This window comes from Cytobacillus kochii (assembly GCF_044790165.1).
Classification (GTDB): domain Bacteria; phylum Bacillota; class Bacilli; order Bacillales; family Cytobacillaceae; genus Cytobacillus; species Cytobacillus kochii.
Window position 1 is genome coordinate 58,436 of sequence record NZ_CP085254.1, and the last position, 18,313, is coordinate 76,748.

The window sequence follows — 18,313 nt, forward strand, 5'->3', positions numbered from 1 at the left end:
GAGTATAAACATGTAAGTAAGAAAAATTTGGCTTCCTAACCTATACGAGGTTTAGGGAGCTTAAAGTGCTTTAAAAATGTATTTAAAAAGAAGAGCAAATAGGGGAGTAGTAGCTTTCTCAGGTTGAGGGAGAGATGTTGCTTTTTGTAATAGGAGGATTACTGCATGTTAGGGCTTAAAAAAGTATTTTCACAACAGGATGAGGTCTTGTCTGTATTATCAGGTATAGATGAAGGGTTAAATGAACAAATGGTGGCAGGTTTAACGGGTTCAGCTAGAACGCTTTTTCTGGCGGCAGTATATGAACAGTCTAAACGTCCCTTACTTGTGACAACCCACAATTTATTGCAAGCGCAAAAATTATATGAGGATTTAACACAACTTCTCGGAGAAGAGCAAGTATTCTTGTATCCTGCAAATGAGTTAATTGCAGCCGAATTAAGTATATCTAGCCCAGAATTAAAAGGGCAAAGAATTGAAACACTCAACCATATGATGTCAGCAAATGATGGTGTCATGATTGTACCTATGGCAGGGTTAAAGAAGGTCCTTCCACCTAAAGAGTTGTGGAGTAAACTTCAGTTGACGTTAAAAGTTGGCGATGAGCTAACCGAACAACAATTAAATCAGTTTATTCAAATGGGCTACAGTCGAGTGGAGATGGTGTCCTCTCCAGGTGAATTTAGTGTTCGTGGTGGTATTATTGATATTTATCCGTTAACAGAGTCAGACCCTATTAGAATTGAATTATTCGATACAGAGGTTGATTCTATCCGGTTCTTTTCTTTAGAAGATCAGCGCTCAAAGTCAAAGGTTGAGCGTGTGTTAATTGGGCCAGCTACGGAAACACCAATGGAAGGTGAACATTTTGAGCGGCTTATTCATACTTTAGAGTCAGGATTGGGTAAAAGCTTAAAAAAATTAAAAAATGACCAAGCCAAACAAAGCCTTACACAAAATATCGGTTATGAATTAGAACAATTAAAGACTGGTACTAAACCAGAGCAATTATATAAATATTTATCCCTTGCTTATGAGGGAGGCAGTAGTTTAATAGACTATCTTCCTGCGAACGGATTGATTTTTGTAGACGAAGTCAGTCGCGTACAAGAAATGAATGATTCCCTTGATAAAGAAGAAGCAGAATGGTACACGAACCTACTTGAAGAAGGACAAATTATTCACGACGTTGTGACTTCCCATTCTTTAAAAGAATTAATGTATAGTAAGAAAAATCCGATTGTTTATATGTCTTTATTTTTACGACATGTACCGAATACAAATCCGCAAAATATTATTAATATCTCCTGTAAGCCGATGCAAAATTTTCATGGTCAAATGCATGTGCTTAAAACAGAGGTTGATCGCTGGAAAAAAGGAAATTATGCTATTGTTTTTCTTGCTGTAGATGAAGAGCGGGTTCACAAATTGCAAAATGTGTTAGAGGATTATGATATTGAATCCGCTATCATCAAGCAGGACTCTCTCCTTGCACAAGGAAGAATTCAGATTTTAGAAGGGGCCATTCAAACAGGTTTTGAGCTAAATAATCAACGGATTGCCGTGATTACAGAAGAAGAGCTATTTAATCATAAAACAAGAAAGAAACAGAGGAGACAAAAACTTTCCAATGCAGAAAGAATTAAGAGCTATTCGGAATTAAAGATTGGTGATTACGTTGTTCATGTCAACCATGGTATTGGTAAGTATTTAGGGATTGAAACTTTAGAGATTAATGGTGTCCATAAAGATTATTTGAATATTCGTTATCAAGGTAGTGATCAACTTTATGTTCCTGTTGAACAAATTGACCTTGTACAAAAATATGTAGGGTCTGAATCAAAAGAACCGAAGATTTATAAACTTGGCGGTAACGATTGGAAGAAGGTAAAGAAAAAAGTCCAATCCTCTGTTGAAGATATCGCCGATGACCTTATTAAATTATATGCCGAAAGAGAAGCATCGAAAGGATACGCTTTTAACCCTGATAGTGATATGCAGCGAGAGTTTGAATCTGCTTTCCCATATCAAGAAACAGAAGATCAAATTCGTTCCATTAATGAGATTAAAAAAGATATGGAAAGAGAAAGACCAATGGACCGTTTGCTTTGTGGAGACGTGGGTTATGGAAAAACAGAAGTGGCAATACGAGCGATCTTCAAAGCAGTGGCAGATGGTAAACAAGTTGCTTTTCTTGTGCCAACAACGATCCTTGCACAACAGCATTATGAAACGATGCTTGAGCGGTTCCAAGACTATCCTGTAAAAATCGGTATGTTGAGTCGATTCCGTACGAAGAAACAACAAACTGAAACGATTAAAGGATTAAAAGCGGGGACGGTTGATGTTGTCGTTGGTACACACCGTATCCTTTCTAAAGATTTGACTTATCGAGATCTCGGTTTGTTGATTATAGACGAAGAACAAAGGTTTGGTGTTACTCATAAAGAGAAAATCAAGAAATTAAAAACAAATGTCGATGTTTTAACATTAACAGCGACACCAATTCCGCGTACATTGCATATGTCCATGCTGGGCGTTCGGGATTTATCCGTTATTGAGACACCACCTGAAAATCGTTTTCCAGTACAAACATATGTGATGGAATATAACGGTGTATTGGTGAGGGAAGCAATCGAGCGAGAATTAGCACGTGGTGGTCAGGTCTATTTCCTGTATAATCGCGTGGAGGATATTGAGCGTAAAGCAGAGGAAATCTCTATGATTGTTCCTGATGCAAGGGTCGCTTATGCACATGGTCAGATGACGGAGAATGAATTAGAGAGCGTCATGCTTGGTTTCTATGACGGTGAATATGATGTCTTAGTAAGTACAACGATAATTGAGACTGGTGTAGATATACCAAATGTAAATACATTAATTGTTCATGATGCTGATCGCATGGGCTTATCTCAGTTGTATCAATTGCGAGGAAGGGTAGGTAGGTCTAACCGTGTGGCTTATGCGTACTTTACCTATCGTAAAGATAAAGTCCTTACAGAAGTGGCAGAGAAACGTTTGCAGGCGATTAAAGAATTTACGGAGCTTGGCTCTGGATTTAAAATTGCCATGCGTGATTTAACGATTCGAGGTGCAGGTAATTTACTTGGAGCGGAGCAACATGGCTTTATTGATTCTGTTGGGTTTGATCTATATTCACAAATGCTAAAAGAAGCAATTGAAGAGAGGAAAGAATCCATGGGCGGTGAGCCGAGAAAAGAGCCAATGGAAATTGATTTAGAAATTGATGCTTATATTCCAGATGCATTTATTTCTGATGGACATCAGAAAATTGAAATGTATAAACGCTTCCGTGGGATTACGAGCCTAGAGGATATTGATGAATTGAAAGATGAGATGGTTGACCGCTTTGGTGATTATCCGGAAGAAGTCGCGTATTTATTTAAAATTGCTGAAATGAAAGTATATGGAGAAGTGGCTGGAGTCGAACTAGTGAAGCAATCAAAAGATGAAGTACTTGTCCTATTATCTGAGCAAGGTAGTGTGGAAGCTGATGGGCAAAAAGTATTCAAGCTCAGCAATCAATTTGGTCGCATGATTGGGCTTGGTATGGATGGAAAAAAACTGAAAGCAGTTCTCCATATAAAAGGAATTGCCACGAAAGAATGGTTAGAAAATGCGTTTACCTTTATGAAGGGATTACAAGATACAAAGAAGGTTCCTGAAAAAACAGCCAAGTAACTGTTGAAAAATATTGGTAATTTCATTGTAAGAATTGCAATGTTTGATTGAGAAAGGACAAGGGTATTTCAAGGATAGAGCACATAAATGGAATGTTTATCCCTTTCTGGAATGAATCACACCTAAAAGAAAAAATAGTTGGACGTGTATATAACTTTCCTTATGAAAGATACTAAGTTCAAACATGGCGATGCATTCATGATATCTTCCTTATGAATCATAGCTATTTTGAAAAGTAAAAGCTGTAGTTTAAGTTAGATTTAACCGAAAATCATCTGTAAAGGGAAATATTTATCATTAGCGAAGGAATAAATGGGAAGAATTCTCGTTGTATCGTCCTAATGGCCATGGATCGGTTAGAGTTAAGCGGCTTTTTCTTTTCAGTAATTTAATCATCAGATGAAAGTGAGGCAACGTTGAATGAAAGCAACAGGTATTGTTCGTCGTATTGATGATTTGGGTCGTGTCGTCATTCCTAAAGAAATCCGGAGAACTTTAAGAATCCGTGAAGGAGATCCACTTGAGATTTTTGTAGACCGCGATGGAGAGGTAATTTTAAAGAAATACTCACCTATCTCTGAGCTTAGTGACTTCGCAAAAGAATATGCAGAAGCATTATATGATAGCTTAGGAAATCCGGTCTTAATTTGCGATAGAGATACATATATCGCTGTTGCAGGAGGCTCTAAGAAGGATTACTTAAATAAGAGTATTAGTGATCTAGTAGAGAAGACAATGGAGGATCGTAGCTCTGTTCTTGTGACCCAATCAAGCGAAATTTCAATTGTAGATAATCATACAGAATCCGTCGCATCTTACACAATAGGACCCATAGTAGCCAATGGCGATCCAATTGGCGCAGTCGTAATCATTGCGAAAGATGACACCATTGGTGCAGTTGAACAAAAATCCGTCGAAACCGCAGCTGGATTTTTAGCGAGACAAATGGAATCATAGTATATAGGTAATATGAGCTGGAACTTTTCTAGCGTCATCTAGTGCGAACAATCATATTCTTAATGATGATTGTTCGCTTTATTTTTGTGTAGACATTGACTTTCGGGAGCTGAATGCTGCTAAAGTTAGATGAAAATGATCTGGCGTAAGATGCCATTAGAAACGAATCAGCCCCTTAACTGAAGTCGACAGGAAATGCTTAATCGGGTAAAAAAGTGCCGCGTTCTGAAAAGACCGATTAAGATGGTAACGAGTCTAAAAACCAGCATCTCAATGAAATTTTCGGTAAGAATCACTCAAGGGAATTTGTCTGGAAAAGATGGGAGATGTAAATCAAAGAAACCCAAGCGTGAAGAAATCATAATTAGGCCAGAGCTAATATCGAATAATCGCTTCAAAAATTGATAGTTTCAAGTAGGATTTACTTAAACATAAGGAGAAATCATAGCTAAGCATCCTTTTACCGAAAAACTACAAATGCCTCCCTCAGGCAAGGAGCGAGAGACAATTATCAATAAATGAATATGCTATAATACATTTCGAAGTTCATAGTTAAGCGGTATCGTCGTGCTTATAGGGGGAGATATCTTCTGGATACCAATCAAACTTCTACGAGTATAATGAAAGGTGCGGTTATTTTGACTGCGGCAGGAATCATTGTCAAATTGTTGAGCGCGGTTTATCGCATTCCTTTCCAAAACATAGTAGGAGATATCGGGTTTTATATTTATCAACAAGTGTACCCTTTTTATGGGATCTTTCTTGTATTAGCCACAACAGGTTTTCCTGTTGTGATTTCAAAACTATATATTGAGCAAAGAACGAGGAATGGTGAGGAAGGTGGACGGCGATTATTAAAAGTTGCCGGATTATTGTTATCAATGATTGCTGTTTTATGTTGCTTAACGATGTATTTTAGTGCCGATGCCTTAGCTTACTATATGAACGATCCTCAATTGGCTGATTCCTTGCGCATTGTTGCTATTAGTTTTTTAATATTACCACTTGTATCAGTGTTAAGAGGTTTTTTTCAAGGAAAAGGAAATATGATGCCAACAGCTGTTTCCCAAGTGAGTGAACAACTTATACGAGTGCTGTTTATCTTGCTTTATGCTTATATACTAACTAAAATGGGTGCTTCCATTTATTCTGTTAGCGGTGGAGTTTACTATGGTGTCATTTTAGCCTCTTTGGCAGCTTTTGCAATCTTGCTATTCTATTTTATAAAAGAAATGAAAAGTGCACCAAGAATAAGGCAGAAGCACAGGGGTGTTAGCTCGTATTTACAACTGTCTAAAGAGATTATTGTCCAAAGCTTTGCTATTTGTGTGAGTAGTTTATTACTCATTTTTATCCAGTTAGCAGATGCCCTCAATCTTTATGCATTATTGACGACATCGGGTTTTTCTGAGATTGAAGCAAAGACATTAAAGGGTGTATATGACAGAGGCCAGCCACTTATTCAATTAGGTTCTATTGTTGCCACTTCGATGAGTTTATCGCTCGTACCAATTCTTACATACGTAAAAATAAAGCAACCTCATCTACTCAATGAAAAAATCCAATTGGTCATAAGAGTGAGCCTTCTATTTGGCGTTGGCGCTTCAGTGGGGCTTTGGGCGATAGTGAGACAAACAAATGTCATGCTATTCGAAAATGATAAAGGTTCAGCCGTTCTAGGTCTAATGTCTATTGTTATTTTACTAAGCTCTCTTGTGATTACTTTGGCAGCCGTACACCAAGGCCTAGGAAATAGCTTTTTTCCAGCGTGGACGATTTTAATCGGAGTGGGCATTAAGTACTTTCTGAATACCTCATTGGTACCGCATTATGGAATATATGGGGCTGTGTACGCCACATACATTGCGTTAGCGTTGATGGTAATTGCTTTGCTGTTTCGGTTAAAATGGAACCAAAGTGTCACACTTGTTTCAGTACGTGTGTTATTGACAATTCTTAGTTCTGCTATTCTGATGACGATTTTTTTAAATTTGTATCTCTCTGTTACTGCACTTTCATTCATGAGTGGACGAGTACTTGCTACCTTTCAATCGTTAACCGGCGCCGCTCTTGGTGCGATTCTTTATTTATTTCTTACGATTCGCAGCAACATATTTACAGAAGCAGAGCTACGTCAGTTACCTTTTGGAGAAAAGCTTCTCCATTTTATGAAAAGAAGATAAAAACAAACCGACACAAAAAGTAAAATAAAGGAGAATTATTTATAATGAAGGTAACAGTTATTGGCCTTGGGGCAGGAGATCTTAATCAACTGCCACTAGGAGTATATAAGCTATTAACCAGTGTTAATAAAGTCTATTTAAGAACAAAAGAACACCCTGTGGTATCAGCCTTAACCGCCGAAGGAGTGCTATTTGAATCCTTTGACACAATCTATGAATCACATGATCAATTTGCAGAGGTGTACGAAGAAATAAGCACCCTTTTGTTAGAAAAAGGAAAAGTAGAAAACATTGTTTATGCTGTGCCGGGTCACCCGCTTGTAGCAGAAAAAACGGTACAATTACTCATTGAAAGGGCTGATGAGTATGGAGTTAATTTAGACTTTAAGGGTGGCCAAAGTTTTCTAGATAGCATGTTCCAAGCGTTAAGGGTTGATCCAGTTGAAGGTTTTACACTATTAGATGGTACGGACTTAAAGGGAAGTGAACTTGTTCTTACACAACATATGATTATCGGACAAGTGTATGATGCATTTATTGCATCTGAAGTAAAGTTGACGTTAATGGAATATTTACCGGATGATTATTTAGTAAAGATTGTAACAGCGGCCGGAAGCAGTGAAGAAGTGATTAAGGAAGTTCCGCTTTATGAACTAGATCATGATTTAGCTTTAACTAATTTAACATCTGTATATGTCCCTCCCGTTATGAATGAAGAGATTCTTTACCCAACGTTCCCTAAACTGAAAGAAATCATTGCTACCTTAAGAGGTCCAAATGGATGTCCGTGGGATAAGAAACAAACACATCAATCTTTGAAGAAATATTTAATCGAGGAAGCGTATGAATTAATCGAAGCGATTGAAGAAGATGATATTGATCATATAATTGAAGAGCTAGGGGATGTGTTGTTACAAGTTATGCTTCATGCCCAGATAGGAGAAGATGAAGGGTACTTCTCTATTCATGATGTAATAGAAGGTCTTTCTAAAAAAATGGTTTTTAGACATCCGCATGTGTTTCGAGAGAGAGCAGCAGAAGATGTAAATGAAGCGTTACGTAACTGGGATGAAATGAAAAAACAAGAAAAAGGCGAAAAAACATCGTCACTATTGGATGGTGTTCCAAAATCATATCCAGCCATGTTGCGTGCAGAAGAGTTACAAAAACGTGCTGCAAAGGTCGGTTTCGATTGGGAAAACATCCAACCAATGTGGGATAAGGTGTTTGAAGAAATTAAAGAATTTCAATTGGAAGCCGAGAATAATAATGACAATCGCATAATAGAATTTGGTGATATATTATTTGCATTTATCAATATTGCTCGGTATTATCAAATCAACCCAGAAGAAGCATTACATCGAACCAATACGAAATTTACGAATCGGTTTTCATATATAGAGAAAAAACTAGATAAGAATCTAGAAGAGGCGAGCCTGGAGGAAATGGATCGTTTTTGGGAAGAAGCGAAGAAAAAAGGTTACTAAATGAACTTTTTAGGGTAAAGGGGAGTGAAAGTATGCGCTTAGATAAATTTCTAAAGGTATCTCGATTAATAAAAAGACGTACATTGGCAAAGGAAGTCTCTGACCAAGGGCGTATTGCTATTAATGGATTAGAAGCGAAGGCAAGTACCAATGTAAAAGTTGGTGATGAATTATCGATTCGATTTGGGCAGAAAGTGACAAAGGTGCGAATAGATAAAATACAGGAAACAACAAGAAAAGATGATGCAGCGGAAATGTACACGATAGTGAGTGAAGAAAGAATGAATCAAGAATAAATAAATAGCGCTTGTTCTAATCCCTGAGCAATCTTCATACATATGTATTAAAGGATTGTACTATGGATTGTGAGGGATAAAGATGAGCCAATACCATGAGAACTCGAGTAAACAAACTGCTCCTGATCATGATGTGATCATGCGTGGCAGAAGGCTGCTAGATATTACGGGAGTGAAGCAGGTAGAAAGCTTTGATAATGAAGAGTTTTTATTAGAAACTGTCATGGGTTTTTTAGCTATTAAAGGGCAAAATCTACAAATGAAGAATTTAGATGTGGACAAAGGAATTGTCTCCATAAAAGGGAAAATTTTCGACCTTGTTTATTTAGATGATCAACATGGAGAAAAAGCTAAAGGGCTCTTTAGCAAGTTATTCCGATGACGTTATCGGTCCAATTTTTGACGATGCTCTCTATGATTGGGATGGGTTCCCTTTTTGGAGCGAGCTTAGATACGTATCAGCGCTTTCTCAAACGGCCACTAAGAAAGAGTTGGGTTGTCTTTATAAATGACATCCTTTTTTGGCTATTACAAGGACTAGCTATTTTTTATATTTTGTTCCTTGTCAATGAAGGAGAGTTAAGATTCTACATCTTTTTAGCTTTACTTTGCGGTTTTGCAGCCTATCAAGCGTTAATGAAGAATATTTACCTAAAGCTATTAGAGATAGTTATTTCTACGATTATTTCTATTTATTATTTTATTGTGAAGGTCATTCGTCTATTAATTATTCGACCTGTTCAGTTTTTTTTCACTACCTTAATAGGGCTATTGGTATTAGTGGGCAAACTTCTTCTACTACTGATAAAATGGACAAGTAATGTGCTAATGTTCATCTTAAAAGTACTATTATCACCAGTAAGATGGATATTTCGACTTCTTATTCGTATATTACCAGACCCTTTTAAAAAATCAGTCGATAAGTTCTATGATAAATTAAAAGGATATTTCCAAAAAGGGAAAGAATATGTTAAAAAACTGGCGGAAAAGTGGAAGAAGAAAGAATAACTTAGAAGGGAGAGATAGTTGTATGAGTACCAACAAGAATAAAAATGTAGCCAAGATCCATTCAAGCTATATCAAACAACAGGAAGCCAATAAAATCAGTTCTCAACGGAGAAAGAAGCTTCTCTATCGTAGACTGACTGTCTTTTTTGTATTTGTTGCTGTGGTTTCAGTATTTATGATTACGACTATCGTATCCCAATCTGCTGCCCTAGGTGAAAAGAAAGAAGAAAAGGTAAAACTTGCTCATCAATTGAAAGAACTAGAACAGTCAGAAAAGGCCTTGAATGAAGAGATTGTTAGGTTACATGATGAAGAGTATTTAGAGAAACTTGCTAGAAGGGATTATTATCTTTCTGAACAAGGTGAAATCATCTTCAAAATGCCGGATGAAACAGATGAAAAGGAAAAAAAAGAAAATGAGTCAGCTCAATGAGAAGTTGACACCTATTTTTATCTTTCGGTATAATATAGTATAAGTATGAATACATTTGGGTTTACTTTATATCTTTAAGGAGGAAATATCTTTTTATGTCAATCGAAGTAGGCAGCAAGTTACAAGGAAAGGTTACAGGCATCACTAATTTCGGAGCGTTTGTAGAGCTGCCGGAAGGATCAACAGGCCTTGTGCATATTAGTGAAGTTGCAGACAATTATGTGAAGGACATTAATGATCACCTCAAAGTAGGCGATACTGTTGAAGTGAAAGTTATTAATGTGGAGAAAGACGGTAAAATTGGTTTATCAATTAAGAAAGCTGTTGATCGTCCTGAGAGAACGGAAAGGCCTGAAAGAAGAGAGTCGAGAGGCTATTCTGGGCGCCCACGTCAAGGTAGAACAAACGATAATCACCGTCCTTCAAAGGAGACATTCGAATCTAAAATGGCTCGCTTTTTGAAAGACAGTGAAGACCGTTTATCTTCTCTTAAGAGAAATACAGAATCAAAACGTGGTGGCAGAGGAGCTAAACGAGGTTAACTTGCTGCTGAATTAATATATACGAGCAAGGGGATCACGACGATTCCTGCAAAAGCAATCCTTATTGGGATTGCTTTTTTTATTATTCTTCCGCAACTATTGTGACGAATGGCAATGATTGTAAGTTATAACGATTAAGTGTGGTGACTTAGGTAGGTATAAGAAACTTTGCGTATAAGGAATTGTGCGTATGTGGGGGATAGGGTGCAGAAGATTGACTGAATGGATTAGACGAGAAACGGGTCAGAAATTAGGTCAGAGGGTAAAGTTTGATTGGATTAGGCAAGAAACGGATCAGAAATCAGGTGGTAGAGGAAAGTTTGATAGGATTAGGCGAGAAACGGATCAGAAATCAGGTGGTAGAGGAAAGTTTGATAGGATTAGGCGAGAAACGGGTCAGAAATAAGGGCAGAGGGTAAAGTTTGATTGGATTAGGAGAGAAACGGATCAGAAATTAGGTCAGAGAGAAAAGTTTGATAGGATTAGACGAGAAACGCACCAGAAATTAGGTCAGAGAGAAAAGTTTGATTGGATTAGACGAGAAATGCACCAGAAATTAGGTCAGAGAGAAAAGTTTGATTGGATTAGACGAGAAACACACCAGAAATTAGGCAAGAGAGAAAAGTTTATTTGGATTAGACAAGTAACGTGTCAGAAAATAGTTCAGAGAGAAAAGTTCGATTAGATTAGGCGAAAACAAATCAAAAATCAAACAAAAAAAACACATGCTAGGGCTGCTGTTATTATCATTAAAAATGAGTATAAAACAAACCTGAACAGTTGAAGCTGCCCAGGTTTGTTTTATAGCTAATATAAGTGATGACCCGTACGGGATTCGAACCCGTGTTACCGCCGTGAAAGGGCGGTGTCTTAACCGCTTGACCAACGGGCCACTATAAAAAATGGTAGCGGCGGAGGGGATCGAACCCCCGACCTCACGGGTATGAACCGTACGCTCTAGCCAGCTGAGCTACACCGCCATTTGAAGTTACTTTCTTTTAAAAGCACAAGATATATAATACAAAGATTCTACAAGTCTGTCAATATTATTTCCCCCGGAAAATTTTTGTCGGAATAGTTGATGGGGTTTCGTCATTTTTTGGAAGCATGTGATGTCTAGTTTTTTTAGACAACAGGAGAACGTATGGTCCAATTCCAATCCTTTAATTGATGCTGCTTTTGTACTCTTTTTGCACTTTATAAAGAAATCAGTCGAACGAAAAAGAGGTACTTGTCCATTATTTTGACAAACTTTTAAGACATAGCCCTTTATAATAGCAAAAAAGAAACAAATAGGGAGTGGGAATGATGGAAAAACTCGAACGAACAATTGCAGAACCGATAGGGGAAGTGGATCTTCGTCGTCCCAAGATGGAGCTCTCAAAAATAGGTGGGAAAATACAGACGGGCTTAGAAACTTTCTTTATTAAGAAGGGGTACTTGTTTTTAATTATTGGTTTTTTACTTGGACGAGCCCTTATATTGTCCCAGTTGACACCATTCACTCTGCCCTTTTTTGCTGCGATGTATTTAGTAAGAAAGGATAAAGCACCGCTTGCTTTAATTGGATTGATTGGAGGAGCTTCGACTTTATCATTTACTCATGGTGTGACCACGTTTTTAACATCTTTCTTTTTTCTGTTTGTTTTTCGGATAAGTAAAAAGTGGGTTACCAATGAATTAAAAGTAATGCCTATATATGTGGCTGTGACATTATTAGTCAGTTCGATTATCCAATCTTATATCTTAACGGGACATGTGGCGATGTACGATTTCATGATGGCTGGTGTAGAGGCTAGTTTAGGATTTATCCTATGTTTAATATTCCTACAGAGCCTGCCGTTACTATTTTTTAATCGGAGGAGGCAATCATTAAAAACAGAGGAAATCGTCTGCCTCATTATTATGCTAGCCTCAGTAATGACAGGAACAATCGGATGGACCGTATATGACCTATCAGTCGAACATGTGATGTCTCGTTATTTGGTGCTTGTGTTTTCATTTGTCGCTGGTGCCACGGTTGGCTCAACGGTTGGTGTCGTGACAGGGCTAATATTTAGCTTGGCTAATATTTCAAGTTTTTTCCATATGAGTTTATTAGCATTCTCTGGTTTGCTAGGTGGGTTATTAAAAGAAGGGAAGAAAATAGGTGTGGCATTTGGTTTGCTCATTGCTACCTTACTCATGGGAATGTATGGTGACAATCAGTCAAACTTATTAATTGGTTTATACGAAACGGGAGTAGCAATATTTCTATTTCTATTAACGCCTCAAAGTTTTACTTCAAAGCTAGCGAAACATATCCCTGGGACAGCAGAATATGCCGCAGAGCAACAGCAGTACATGAGAAAAATGCGGGATGTAACTGCGCACAGAGTTTCTCAGTTTTCTAATGTTTTTCAAGCGTTATCGCAAAGCTTTGCCATGCAACATCAAGCTCCTGTGGTGGAAAATGATGAGACAGATCGAGAATTGGATTATTTCCTAAGTAATGTCACAGAGAAGACATGCCAAACTTGCTTTAAAAAGGATCACTGCTGGGCTAGGAACTTTGATACAACATATGATTATATGAAAAACATTATGCACGATTTAGATGAAAAAGACGGACAAATTTCTTCACGACTAGAAAGGGAGTGGGAAAAACACTGTACACGGTCGAAGAAAACAACAGAAGTGATTCAACAGGAGCTTACTTTTTATAAAGCAAATCAACGGTTGAAAAAACAAGTACAAGAAAGTAGGAAGCTTGTGGCAGATCAATTATTAGGTGTGTCTGCAGTGATGGGGGATTTTGCTAAAGAAATTCAAAGAGAGAGAGAGAATCATCATAAACAGGAAGAACTGATATTAGAGGCCATCCAAGAATTTGGGGTAGAGGTAGAACAGGTAGAAATTTATAGCTTGGAGCAAGGCGATGTTGATATAGAGATGACGATCCCATACTGCAATGGGCACGGGGAATGTGAGAAATTAATTGCACCAATGCTTTCAGATATATTAGGAGAAACAATCTTAGTTAAATCTGAGGAATGTGCGAGTTATGCCAATGATTATTGCCATGTTACTTTTCGTTCAGCAAAGGCATATGTCATTGATACGGCAGTGGCACATGCGGCTAAGGACGGTGGCTTAGTATCAGGAGATAGTTATTCAACAATTGAATTAGGTAGCGGTAAGTATGCAATTGCCATTAGTGATGGGATGGGAAATGGAGAACGAGCACATATAGAAAGCAAAGAAACGTTAGAATTACTACAGAAAATATTGCAATCAGGTATAGAAGAGCAAGTGGCCATAAAATCGGTCAATTCTGTTCTGTCATTAAGGACAACAGATGAAATTTTCTCCACATTAGATTTGGCGATGATTGATTTACAAAATGCTGATGCTAAATTTTTAAAAATAGGATCCACACCGAGTTTTATTAAAAGAGGGAGCCAAGTGATGAAAGTGCAAGCAAGTAATTTACCTATAGGCATGATTGAAGAATTCGATGTCGATGTTGTTAGTAAGCAATTAAAAGCAGAGGATTTATTAATTATGATGAGCGATGGTGTATTTGAAGGGCCGAAACATGTGGAGAATTTTGATCTTTGGATGAAGAGGAAAATAACTGAGTTAAAAACGAACGACCCACAAGAAGTGGCAGATTTAATTATGGAAGAGGTGATTCGATCAAGAGCGGGACGTATTGATGATGATATGACGGTGATGGTGGCAAAAGTAAAGCACAATATCCCGAAATGGTCGAGTATACCGTTCCATAAACAAGCGAATTAATGTTAAATAGAATAGAATCTCCAATAGATGACATTTTTATGTATATTTCCTTTCTAATCCGTTGAAAATGGTTAGTAATCACTAAGTAACTTCTATCAGATTAGGAGGGGAAAAAGATGAAAACAGGTACCCTAAAACAAATTTTACTTATTACAGACGGGTGTTCAAATGTTGGAGAAGACCCTATAGCCATGTCGGCTCTAGCAAAAGAGCAGGGAGTTTCCGTAAATGTGATAGGTGTAATGGAGAATGACGTTATTGACGAGAAGGGAATGCAGGAAATTGAGAGTATTGCCCTTTCCGGGGGTGGGGTAAGTCAAGTCGTATATGCTAGACAGCTATCGCATACCGTCCAGATGGTAACAAGGCAGGCGATGACACAAACATTACAAGGAGTAGTCAATCGTGAACTCACGCAAATCTTAGGAAATAAACAAACGATTGAGGATTTGCCTCCAGAACAAAGAGGCGAGGTAATGGAGGTCGTGGATGAGCTAGGGGAAACGGTTGAAATGGAAGTGTTGATTCTTGTCGATACGAGTGCAAGTATGAAACATAAGCTACCTACAGTCAAAGAAGCCTTATTTGATCTATCTTTAAGCTTAAATGCACGAACGGGAAAAAATAAATTTTCTCTGTTTGTATTTCCCGGGAAAAAGAATGATGTCGAAAAATTGCTAGATTGGACACCTAAGCTCGAATCGTTAACTTCTGTGTTCGCTAAACTCTCAACAGGTGGTATTACACCCACTGGACCAGCTTTAAGAGAGGCGATTACCTATTTTGAGAAGAAACGATCATTACGCAATTTAATTTCTAGAAATGACGATGAGTACTATGAAGAGTCAATTTAATCTACAAAAAGGTGCGATTATTAACGGGAAATGGCATCACAAGCAATACCGTATCGAAAAAGAACTAGGTGCAGGGGCTAATGGTGTAGTTTATCTCGCCACATACCTTGGGCAACTCGTTGCTTTAAAAATAAGTGAAAATGGGTATACAGTAACTTCTGAAGTGAATGTGCTAAAATCCTTTACGAAGGTCCAAGGGTCTACCCTAGGACCTTCTTTGCTTGATGTTGATGATTGGCAATTTTCCTCATCCACTATGTATTCTTTTTATGTGATGGAATATATCCATGGTCCTGATCTCCACTCTTTTATTAAACAGAAAGGAGAGGCGTGGATACCTGTGCTCATGCTACAATTACTTTCTGATCTAGAGGAGCTGCACAAAGCGGGATGGGTATTTGGAGATTTAAAACCAGAGAATCTGATTGTCACAGGAAGAGCTCCGCGTATTCGGTGTATAGATGTAGGAGGAACAACATTAAAAGGTAGAGCCATTAAGGAGTTTACAGAGTTTTACGACCGAGGATATTGGGGGCTTGGTAGTAGAAAAGCTGAACCTACTTATGATTTATTCTCAACAGCTATGGTTTTTATTCACTGTGCCTATCCAAGCCGTTTCTCTAAAGACGGAAGGGGTTTAGAACAATTAATGGATAGGGTAAAGAAACATAAAATCTTAAAAACTTATGAAGGAGTTGTCATACCAGCACTTCAAGGCAGGTTTAAAACTGCTGAAGATATGAGACAAGCCTTGCTTGCCTGTTCATATAAGCAAACTCGTCCAAAAGGAACTGGTGTGTCCCCACCATCTAGGCAACCATCCCAAAAGACTAAAGGAAAGCCCAATGGAAAAACTGGAGCGTTCGTTTTAATCTTGTTTATTGGTTGTATTTACTTTTTCTATTTATATAGTCAAATGGTGTGAGAGGGTTTAGGTAGAAATAATCGTTTCTTTGGAAATAAACATTAAAAAAGTGATATCCTTTTAGTAGAAGTAATAGTTTAACATAAGGGAAGAATGTTATGTTTTATGCAAAGGTAAAAGCATTTTTATCACAAAAGGGCATTGAATTGGAAAATAAGCGTGTGGGAATTGCTGTCTCAGGAGGGCCAGACTCATTAAGCTTACTTCACTTTATGCAGCAATTAAGTAAACAAGAGTGTTTTCAATTAGTAGTAATCCATGTGGATCATATGTTTAGGGGCGAAGAATCTTTTGAAGACGCTAAGTTTGTAGAACGCTATTGTCAGAAGTCAGGCATTCCTTTTCATATGCAACGAATTGATGTTTCTGCACATATGAAGGAAACGGGGAAAAGCTCGCAAATTGCTGCAAGGGACTGTCGCTATCGTTTCTTTGAGCAAGTGATGCAAAGAGAAGCGCTTGATTACATTGCATTAGGTCATCATGGTGATGATCAAATTGAAACAATGTTAATGAGAATGACAAGAGGGAGTAGTGGTCTTGCTAGAGCGGGTATGCCAGTTATACGACCTTTTAGTAGAGGGGCAATTATACGTCCGTTCCTTTGCTTAAGTCGAAAAGAAATTGATTCCTATGTAGAGACTCATCATTTAGAACCTAGAATAGATCCTAGCAATGTAAAAGAAATCTATAGCAGAAATCGTTTTAGGAAAAATATCTTGCCTTTTTTAAAAAGGGAAAATCCTCAAGTGCATCACCATTTCCAACGCCTTAGTGAGGATTTGAGCGAAGATGAGGTATTTATGCAGGAATTAGCAGAAGCACAATTGAATAGTGTAACAGAGAGGAAAAGTGCTAGTGAAATTCTTCTTTATATTGACAGATTTACAGATGTCGCAAAACCTTTACAAAGAAGAGTGATTCAACTAATATTAAATTATCTATATCAGGAAAGGCCATCTTCTTTATCCGCTACACATATTGAAAATGTTTTTTCCTTAATTACTCATCCTCATCCGTCTGGAACCTTACATTTCCCAAATGGTTTAACCGTTGTACGTTCATATGATTGTTGTTTCTTCTCCACTAGTAAAAAAACAACCGTACAGCCGTATTTATTTCAAATACAAGAGCCAGGAAACTTTGTTATTCCTGAAGTAGGCGAGATCAGCATGCATTATGTCGATCACCCATTACAGGAATATCAACAAATGGATTATTTTTTGGTTAAAGCGGATATTGCCTTACCATTAACGATTCGTACAAGGAAAAATGGAGATAGGATGAAGTTAAAAGGAATAAATGGTAGCAAAAAGTTAAAGGATATCTTTATCGATCAGAAAATCCCGCGGCAAAAACGGGATTTATGGCCAGTTGTTACGGATGCAAGTGGTAACATTATATGGCTACCAGGATTAAAAAAGTCTGATCAAGCAGCTGAATATTCACCTGATACAAGCTATATTTTTCTGAAATACATAAAGCAATGATCTTCTAGGGGGCGCAGGAATAAGATGCGAAACGAAATTGAAAAAATCTTAATTACTGAAGAAGAGCTTCAGCAAAAAGTGAGAGAGTTAGGCGGCTTATTAACAGAGGAGTATGATGGACGTTTTCCTCTTGTAATAGGTGTCTTAAAAGGCGCAATGCCATTTATGAGCGATCTAATTAAACGAATTGATACCCATCTTGAAATGGATTTCATGGATGTATCCAGTTATGGGAATTCCATGGTCTCTTCAGGAGAGGTAAAGATTTTGAAAGATCTTGATACTTCTGTTGAGGGACGTGATGTCCTCATCATAGAAGATATCATTGATAGTGGATTAACATTGAGCTATTTAGTAGAGTTATTCCGTTATCGTAAAGCGAAATCGATAAAAATTGTTACTCTGCTTGATAAACCAACTGGTAGAAAAGCAGCAATTAAAGCGGATATCGTAGGATTTAATGTACCAGATGAGTTTGTCGTAGGATATGGATTAGATTATGCTGAGAAATACCGAAACTTACCATATATTGGTATCTTAAAACCTGAGGTGTATAGCAATAATAATTAAGTGAAAAGCGATGTGTGAAATACTTTACAAAACCCAGTCTGACCAAGTGTAATTCCTTGTATATGCACAATTTTGTATGATAC

The 18,313-nt window shown here is 37.6% G+C and carries 15 protein-coding genes and 2 tRNA genes; 15 read left to right on the forward strand and 2 right to left on the reverse strand.

What is annotated here, in order from left to right:
• Positions 1 to 165 precede the first annotated feature (165 nt).
• The 10 genes from mfd to LG276_RS00350 all read left to right on the forward strand — a co-directional run bounded on the left by mfd (position 166) and on the right by LG276_RS00350 (position 11,014).
• Entirely contained in the window at positions 166 to 3,702 is a 3,537-nt protein-coding gene (gene mfd, locus LG276_RS00305) for a transcription-repair coupling factor (protein WP_224939128.1), read from the forward strand.
• A 420-nt stretch (positions 3,703 to 4,122) separates the two neighbouring features.
• Positions 4,123 to 4,659, forward strand: coding sequence for a stage V sporulation protein T (spoVT, locus tag LG276_RS00310; RefSeq protein ID WP_095371279.1), 537 nt, complete (start codon positions 4,123 to 4,125; stop codon positions 4,657 to 4,659).
• A gap of 620 nt (positions 4,660 to 5,279) precedes the next feature.
• The gene (locus tag LG276_RS00315) at positions 5,280 to 6,842 is read left to right on the forward strand and encodes a polysaccharide biosynthesis protein (protein ID WP_285840970.1); all 1,563 of its coding nucleotides are present in this window, start codon (positions 5,280 to 5,282) and stop codon (positions 6,840 to 6,842) included.
• 44 nt (positions 6,843 to 6,886) lie between these two features.
• Complete coding sequence (mazG, locus tag LG276_RS00320) at positions 6,887 to 8,329, forward strand: nucleoside triphosphate pyrophosphohydrolase (protein ID WP_251163603.1); 1,443 nt, start codon at positions 6,887 to 6,889, stop codon at positions 8,327 to 8,329.
• 32 nt (positions 8,330 to 8,361) lie between these two features.
• On the forward strand, positions 8,362 to 8,625 hold the full coding sequence (locus tag LG276_RS00325) for an RNA-binding S4 domain-containing protein (RefSeq protein ID WP_224939131.1): 264 nt from the start codon (positions 8,362 to 8,364) through the stop codon (positions 8,623 to 8,625).
• Positions 8,626 to 8,707: 82 nt separating this feature from the next.
• Positions 8,708 to 9,007: a sporulation protein YabP gene (gene yabP / locus LG276_RS00330; protein WP_095371276.1), complete on the forward strand. Its 300-nt coding sequence runs from the start codon at positions 8,708 to 8,710 to the stop codon at positions 9,005 to 9,007.
• Positions 9,004 to 9,633: a spore cortex biosynthesis protein YabQ gene (yabQ, locus tag LG276_RS00335; protein ID WP_224939132.1), complete on the forward strand. Its 630-nt coding sequence runs from the start codon at positions 9,004 to 9,006 to the stop codon at positions 9,631 to 9,633. The genes yabP and yabQ overlap by 4 nt, the downstream gene beginning before the upstream one ends.
• A 22-nt stretch (positions 9,634 to 9,655) precedes the next feature.
• Complete coding sequence (locus tag LG276_RS00340) at positions 9,656 to 10,066, forward strand: septum formation initiator family protein (protein ID WP_404293098.1); 411 nt, start codon at positions 9,656 to 9,658, stop codon at positions 10,064 to 10,066.
• A gap of 95 nt (positions 10,067 to 10,161) precedes the next feature.
• Positions 10,162 to 10,608: a S1 domain-containing RNA-binding protein gene (locus LG276_RS00345; protein WP_095371273.1), complete on the forward strand. Its 447-nt coding sequence runs from the start codon at positions 10,162 to 10,164 to the stop codon at positions 10,606 to 10,608.
• A gap of 214 nt (positions 10,609 to 10,822) precedes the next feature.
• Entirely contained in the window at positions 10,823 to 11,014 is a 192-nt protein-coding gene (locus LG276_RS00350; RefSeq protein WP_404293100.1) for a hypothetical protein, read from the forward strand.
• A 414-nt stretch (positions 11,015 to 11,428) separates the two neighbouring features.
• Here the strand turns inward: LG276_RS00350 and LG276_RS00355 are convergent.
• Together LG276_RS00355 and LG276_RS00360 are read right to left on the reverse strand one after the other, a co-directional pair.
• Positions 11,429 to 11,500 (reverse strand) — tRNA-Glu (locus LG276_RS00355).
• A gap of 11 nt (positions 11,501 to 11,511) precedes the next feature.
• Positions 11,512 to 11,588 (reverse strand) — tRNA-Met (locus tag LG276_RS00360).
• A 328-nt stretch (positions 11,589 to 11,916) separates the two neighbouring features.
• Here LG276_RS00360 and spoIIE point away from each other — a divergent pair.
• From spoIIE to hpt, 5 genes are all read left to right on the forward strand, one after another.
• The gene (gene spoIIE / locus LG276_RS00365; protein WP_404293102.1) at positions 11,917 to 14,391 is read left to right on the forward strand and encodes a stage II sporulation protein E; all 2,475 of its coding nucleotides are present in this window, start codon (positions 11,917 to 11,919) and stop codon (positions 14,389 to 14,391) included.
• Positions 14,392 to 14,507: 116 nt separating this feature from the next.
• The gene (locus LG276_RS00370) at positions 14,508 to 15,245 is read left to right on the forward strand and encodes a VWA domain-containing protein (protein WP_095371271.1); all 738 of its coding nucleotides are present in this window, start codon (positions 14,508 to 14,510) and stop codon (positions 15,243 to 15,245) included.
• A complete protein-coding gene (locus LG276_RS00375; RefSeq protein WP_404293104.1) occupies positions 15,229 to 16,170 on the forward strand; it encodes a serine/threonine protein kinase in 942 nt (313 codons plus the stop codon). Before LG276_RS00370 ends, LG276_RS00375 begins: the two co-directional genes overlap by 17 nt.
• 98 nt (positions 16,171 to 16,268) lie before the next feature.
• Entirely contained in the window at positions 16,269 to 17,660 is a 1,392-nt protein-coding gene (gene tilS, locus LG276_RS00380) for a tRNA lysidine(34) synthetase TilS (RefSeq protein WP_404293106.1), read from the forward strand.
• 24 nt (positions 17,661 to 17,684) lie between these two features.
• A complete protein-coding gene (hpt, locus tag LG276_RS00385) occupies positions 17,685 to 18,230 on the forward strand; it encodes a hypoxanthine phosphoribosyltransferase (protein ID WP_095371268.1) in 546 nt (181 codons plus the stop codon).
• Positions 18,231 to 18,313 lie beyond the last annotated feature (83 nt).

Coding starts and splice junctions, on each gene's coding strand:
- mfd (WP_224939128.1), top strand. CDS start 166: ATGTTAGGGCTTAAAAAAGTATTTTCACAACAGGATGAGGTCTTGTCT.
- spoVT (WP_095371279.1), top strand. CDS start 4,123: ATGAAAGCAACAGGTATTGTTCGTCGTATTGATGATTTGGGTCGTGTC.
- LG276_RS00315 (WP_285840970.1), top strand. CDS start 5,280: ATGAAAGGTGCGGTTATTTTGACTGCGGCAGGAATCATTGTCAAATTG.
- mazG (WP_251163603.1), top strand. CDS start 6,887: ATGAAGGTAACAGTTATTGGCCTTGGGGCAGGAGATCTTAATCAACTG.
- LG276_RS00325 (WP_224939131.1), top strand. CDS start 8,362: ATGCGCTTAGATAAATTTCTAAAGGTATCTCGATTAATAAAAAGACGT.
- yabP (WP_095371276.1), top strand. CDS start 8,708: ATGAGCCAATACCATGAGAACTCGAGTAAACAAACTGCTCCTGATCAT.
- yabQ (WP_224939132.1), top strand. CDS start 9,004: ATGACGTTATCGGTCCAATTTTTGACGATGCTCTCTATGATTGGGATG.
- LG276_RS00340 (WP_404293098.1), top strand. CDS start 9,656: ATGAGTACCAACAAGAATAAAAATGTAGCCAAGATCCATTCAAGCTAT.
- LG276_RS00345 (WP_095371273.1), top strand. CDS start 10,162: ATGTCAATCGAAGTAGGCAGCAAGTTACAAGGAAAGGTTACAGGCATC.
- spoIIE (WP_404293102.1), top strand. CDS start 11,917: ATGGAAAAACTCGAACGAACAATTGCAGAACCGATAGGGGAAGTGGAT.
- LG276_RS00370 (WP_095371271.1), top strand. CDS start 14,508: ATGAAAACAGGTACCCTAAAACAAATTTTACTTATTACAGACGGGTGT.
- LG276_RS00375 (WP_404293104.1), top strand. CDS start 15,229: ATGAAGAGTCAATTTAATCTACAAAAAGGTGCGATTATTAACGGGAAA.
- tilS (WP_404293106.1), top strand. CDS start 16,269: ATGTTTTATGCAAAGGTAAAAGCATTTTTATCACAAAAGGGCATTGAA.
- hpt (WP_095371268.1), top strand. CDS start 17,685: ATGCGAAACGAAATTGAAAAAATCTTAATTACTGAAGAAGAGCTTCAG.